We start from the raw sequence: 4998 nt of genomic DNA, 5'->3' as shown, positions 1-4998 counted from the left end.
GGAGTGGCGCGCGACTTCGGCAAGAGTGGGCGTGGGCATGAAATCTCAATATATGGGAATGCGTTTCAACATTTGCCTGATCGCATGCGGCGACGGCACCATAGACCTCGCATTCAAAATGAATCCGGAGACAAGCAACCTGCGATCGCGCCCACGATCGATTTTTTTCGGTTGCCTGATTAAGCGCTTAATCTCCGCTTCGTGCCGATTAAAACATGGAGACGGGACGCATGGCGAGCATTTCCTTGAGAGGCGTGCAGAAGGCCTACGGCGACAACGCGCCGGTGATCCGCGATGTCGATCTGGAGATCGGCAAGAACGAATTCTGCGTGTTTCTTGGACCTTCGGGCTGCGGTAAATCCACCTTGCTGCGCATGATTGCGGGACTCGAAGACGTCACCGACGGCGACGTGTCGATCGGCGGCAAACTCGTGAACGACGTGCCCGCCGCGCAACGCGGCGTGGCGATGGTGTTCCAGAGCTACGCCCTCTTTCCGCACATGACGGTCTACGAGAACATGGCCTTCGGCCTGAAGCTCGCGAAAACCCCGAAAGCCGATATCGACCGCAAGGTGCGTGAAGCCGCGCGCATTCTGCAGCTCGAAGCGCTGCTCGAACGCCATCCGAAAGCGCTCTCGGGCGGCCAGCGCCAGCGCGTGGCCATCGGCCGCGCGATTGTGCGTGAACCGGGCGTGTTTCTCTTCGACGAACCGCTGTCGAATCTCGACGCCACCTTGCGCGGCCAGACCCGCATCGAAATCGCGCGCCTGCACAAGCAGTTCGCCGAAGCGAGCGTGGTCTACGTCACGCACGACCAGATCGAGGCGATGACGCTCGCCGACAAGATCGTGCTGCTGCACAGCGGTAAGGATACCGAACGATATGGCAGCATCGCCCAGGTGGGTGCGCCGCTCGATCTGTATCACCGCCCCGCTAGCCGTTTCGTGGCGGGCTTCATCGGTTCGCCGCGCATGAATTTTCTGGCCGCGACGGTAACCGCCATCGACACGAACGGCGTGAGCGTCACGCTCGACGGCAGCGGCGAAACGCTCACGCTGCCGCGCCATGGCGGCACGCTCGCAGTGGGCGCGCCGGTCACGCTCGGTGTGCGGCCCGAGCATCTCGAACCCGTGCACGAAGCCGCCGCGCCGCAAGCCGACACGCTCGCGCTCACGCGCAAGGTCACGCTCGTGGAAGCGCTCGGCGAGCACAGCTACGTGCATCTGGACCAGCCCGGCGGCGCGGTGCTGATCGCCAAGGCGCCCGGTGACGCGCGCCTCGATTCCGGCGACACCGCGCATTTCCGCGCGAGTGCCGCGCTCTGCCATCTGTTCGCCGAAGACGGTTTCGCCGTCGCGCCGCTCGACACCGTCGAGACTCACGCCTGAATCCACGCGCACGCGTTCGATCGATCAGGAATCCGTATCGATTCGGAACGCGCGCACGAACCCAACGAAAAGAGGACACCGCAATGCGTCTTGGAGTTTGCTACTACCCCGAGCACTGGCAGGAAGCGATGTGGAAGGACGACGCCGCGCGCATGAAGGCGCTCGGCATCGAGCAGGTGCGCATCGCCGAATTCGCGTGGAGCCGCATGGAGCCGTCGCCCGGCGAATACGACTGGGGCTGGCTCGACCGCGCCGTCGACACGCTCGGCAACGCGGGCCTGAAAGTGGTCATGTGCACGCCCACGGCCACGCCGCCGAAGTGGCTGATCGACCGCCATCCCGAGATTCTGCCGGTGGGCGCGGACGGCCGCGTGCGCGCGTTCGGCTCGCGTCGTCACTATGATTTTTCGTCGCCCGAGTATTACGAGGCGTCGAAGCGCATCTGCGAAGCGGTCGCGCAACGCTACGGCCAGCATCCCGCCGTCGCTTACTGGCAGACCGATAACGAATATGGCTGCCACAACACCGTCGTCAGCTATTCGCCGGCCGCCGTGAAGCGTTTTCGCGAGTGGCTCAAGGCGCGTTACGGCAGCATCGGCGCGCTCAATACCGCGTGGGGCGCGGTATTCTGGAGCATGGAGTACCGCAGTTTCGACGAGATCGACGCGCCGATCGGCACCGTCACGGAAGCGCATCCTTCGCATCGGCTCGACTATCGCCGCTTCGCCTCCGACGAAGTGCAGCGCTACAACCGCATGCAGGTGGACATCATCCGCGCGCATTCGCCGGGCCGTCCCATCGCGCACAACTTCATGCAGCTGTTCACGGAGTTCGATCACTACAAGGTGGCCGCCGATCTCGACGTGGCGTCGTGGGACAGCTATCCGCTCGGCGCGCTCGAAGAGCAGTGGTACGCGCCGGACGTGAAGGCGCGTTATCTGCGCACGGGCCATCCCGACTTCGCGTCGTTCAATCACGATGTGTATCGCGGCATGTCGAAGCTGCCGTTCTGGGTGATGGAGCAGCAGCCCGGCCCCGTCAACTGGGCGCAGTGGAACCCCGCGCCGCTGCCGGGCATGGTGCGCCTGTGGAGCTGGGAAGCGTTCGCGCATGGCGCGGGCTGCGTGTCGTATTTCCGCTGGCGTCAGGCGCCGTTCGCGCAGGAGCAGATGCATGCTGGGCTGAACACGCCCGACAACCGGCTCGATATCGGCGGCAGCGAAGCCGCGCGCGTGGCCGAGGAAATCCGCACCGTGCTCGCCGACGCGCAGGCCGATGCGAACGCGCAAGTGAAAACGCCCGTCGCGCTGGTATTCGATTACGAGGCGAAGTGGCTGTTCGAAGTGCATCCGCAAGGCGCGGATTTTCACTATCCGCGCTTTGCCGTGGAGTATTACTCGGCGCTGCGCTCGCTCGGTTTCGACGTCGACATCGTCTCCGTGCATGCGCCGCTCGACGGCTACAAGCTCGTGGTCGTGCCGCCCCTGCCCGTGCTGCCCGACGACTTCGCGCAGCGTCTCGCGCAATCGGGCGCGCAGGTGATCGTCGGTCCGCGCACCGGCTCGAAGACCGTCGATCTGCAGATTCCCGCGAATCTGCCGCCGGGCCCGCTCGCGTCGCTCCTGCCGGTGCGCGTGTGGCGCGTGGAATCGCTGCGCCCCAACGTGACCGAACCGGTTGAATTCGGCGCGCAGACGGGTCACGCGCGTCACTGGCGCGATCTGATCGAATTGAGCGAATCGAGCGATGCGCAGCAAGACGGCGCGAGCGAAGTCCGCGCGCGTTTCGGCGACGGTCATCCCGCTTACGTGAAGCACGGCGCGGTGCACTATCTCGCGAGTCTGTTCGACGACGACGCCACCCAGGCGCTGTTCGCGCGCATCGCCGCCGAAGCGGGACTCGAACCCGTGCCGCTCGGCGACGCCGTGCGCGTGAGCCGTCGCGGCGGCCTCACGTGGGTCTTCAACTACGGCCCCGGCACGCACACGATCGACGGCACGATCGCCGATAGCGACTTCGTGATCGGCACGCGCGCGATCGAGCCGCAAGGCGTCTCGGCGTACCGCTCGGCAGCAGCATAAAACGCAGGACATTCAGCACTTTTCGACATTTTTCGACATAAACGGCAGCACTGACAACGACGTAAAACCAAGGAGACAGGCCATGACCATGCAACCCCGCACCCTGCTCGTCGCCGTCGCGCTCGCGACCGCCGCGTTCACGGGCGCGCTCGCGACCCCGGCACAAGCCGGCACGCTCGAAGTGAACATCGCGTTCAAGGGCGCGAGCCAGCGCGCCGTGTGGACCCAGGTGATCGACGAGTTCAAGAAGACGCACCCCGGCACGGACGTGAAGGTGTCGTTCGTCGACGAGGAAGCGTACAAGGTGCAGTTGCCGAACTGGCTCACGACCGCGCCGCCGGACATCGTGAACTGGCACAACGGCGAGCGCATGGCGTTCTACGCGAAGCGCGGCCTGTTCGAAGACCTGAGCGGCGACTGGCAGAAGAACGGCTGGGACACCATGTATGCCTCGACGAAGGAATCGTCGACGTATAACGGCAAGCAGTACGCCGCGCCCACGGTCTATTACTCGTGGGGCATGTTCTATCGCAAGGACCTGTTCCAGAAGGTCGGCATCGCGAACGAGCCGAAAACCTGGAACGAGTTTCTCGACGACTGCAAGAAGCTCAAGGCCGCCGGCATCACGCCGATCGCCGTGGGCGGACGCGACGCGTGGACGCTCGCGGGCTGGTTCGATTATCTCGATCTGCGCCTGAACGGCAACAAGTTCCACCAGCAGCTCATGGCGGGCGAAGTGCCGTACACCGACCCGCGTGTGAAGAAGGTCTACACGACGTGGAAGCAGTTGCTCGACGCGGGCTATTTCATCGACAACTCGCTGTCCTACGATCTCGACGCCGCGCAGCCGTTCCTGTTCCAGGGCAAGGCCGCGATGATGCTGATGGGCACCTTCATCACGGGCGGTTTCAGCCCCACGGTGAAGCAGCAGATGGGTTACTTCCAGTTCCCGATCATCGACTCGAATGTGCCGACGGCCGAAGACGGTCCGGTCGAATCGCTGCATATTCCGGCGAAAGCGAAGAACAAGGCCGACGCGCACGCGTTCCTCGCCTTCGCCGAAACGCCTGAAGTGGGCGCGCAGCTCGCGAAGGGTCTGGGCTCGCTGTCGGCCAACAGCAAGTCGCCGGAACCGGAAGACGCGATCTCGAAGATCGGCTTCCAGATTCTCGCGAACACGAAGGGCGGCATCGCGCAGTTTTATGATCGCGACATGACCAAGGAAATGGCCGACGAAGGCATGAAGGGCATGCAGCAGTTCATGGCCGATCCGACGAAGATCGATTCGATCCTCGCGCAGCTCGAAGACGCGCGCAAGCGTATCTACAAGAAGTAAGCCGATGGCGGCGGCGCGCGCGATGCCCACGCGATGGCTGCATGCCGCGCGCCGCCTCATGATTCGCACTGGAGGTTTGTGGTGGTTCGCCCCGTGACTTCAACGATCCGTGCCTCGCACGACACGCCCAACGCGTCCGGCCCTTCGGGTGCGTCGAGTTCCGGCGACGGCCACTCGAACGCGCCGCGCACCG

4 protein-coding genes are annotated in these 4998 nt (G+C 64.3%); all 4 read left to right on the top strand.

What is annotated here, in order from left to right; all coding sequences use genetic code 11:
- The coding region (locus G3N97_RS36615; RefSeq protein WP_205997663.1) for a hypothetical protein at nt 1-183 on the top strand (183 nt) is incomplete at its 5' end.
- Nucleotides 184-230: 47 nt separating this feature from the next.
- Nucleotides 231-1388: a sn-glycerol-3-phosphate ABC transporter ATP-binding protein UgpC gene (gene ugpC / locus G3N97_RS36610; protein ID WP_205997662.1), complete on the top strand. Its 1158-nt coding sequence runs from the start codon at nt 231-233 to the stop codon at nt 1386-1388.
- Nucleotides 1389-1471: 83 nt separating this feature from the next.
- The gene (locus G3N97_RS36605) at nt 1472-3469 is read left to right on the top strand and encodes a beta-galactosidase (protein WP_205997661.1); all 1998 of its coding nucleotides are present in this window, start codon (nt 1472-1474) and stop codon (nt 3467-3469) included.
- A gap of 88 nt (nt 3470-3557) precedes the next feature.
- Nucleotides 3558-4805 carry an extracellular solute-binding protein gene (locus G3N97_RS36600; protein ID WP_234774862.1) on the top strand — a complete coding sequence of 416 codons (1248 nt, stop codon included), beginning with the start codon at nt 3558-3560 and terminating at the stop codon, nt 4803-4805.
- Nucleotides 4806-4998 lie beyond the last annotated feature (193 nt).

The organism is Paraburkholderia sp. Ac-20347 (assembly GCF_017104805.1).
Taxonomy (GTDB): domain Bacteria; phylum Pseudomonadota; class Gammaproteobacteria; order Burkholderiales; family Burkholderiaceae; genus Paraburkholderia; species Paraburkholderia tropica.
This window is presented reverse-complemented; position numbering and strand designations above follow the sequence as displayed.

Coding starts and splice junctions, on each gene's coding strand:
- ugpC (WP_205997662.1), top strand. CDS start 231: ATGGCGAGCATTTCCTTGAGAGGCGTGCAGAAGGCCTACGGCGACAAC.
- G3N97_RS36600 (WP_234774862.1), top strand. CDS start 3,558: ATGCAACCCCGCACCCTGCTCGTCGCCGTCGCGCTCGCGACCGCCGCG.
- G3N97_RS36605 (WP_205997661.1), top strand. CDS start 1,472: ATGCGTCTTGGAGTTTGCTACTACCCCGAGCACTGGCAGGAAGCGATG.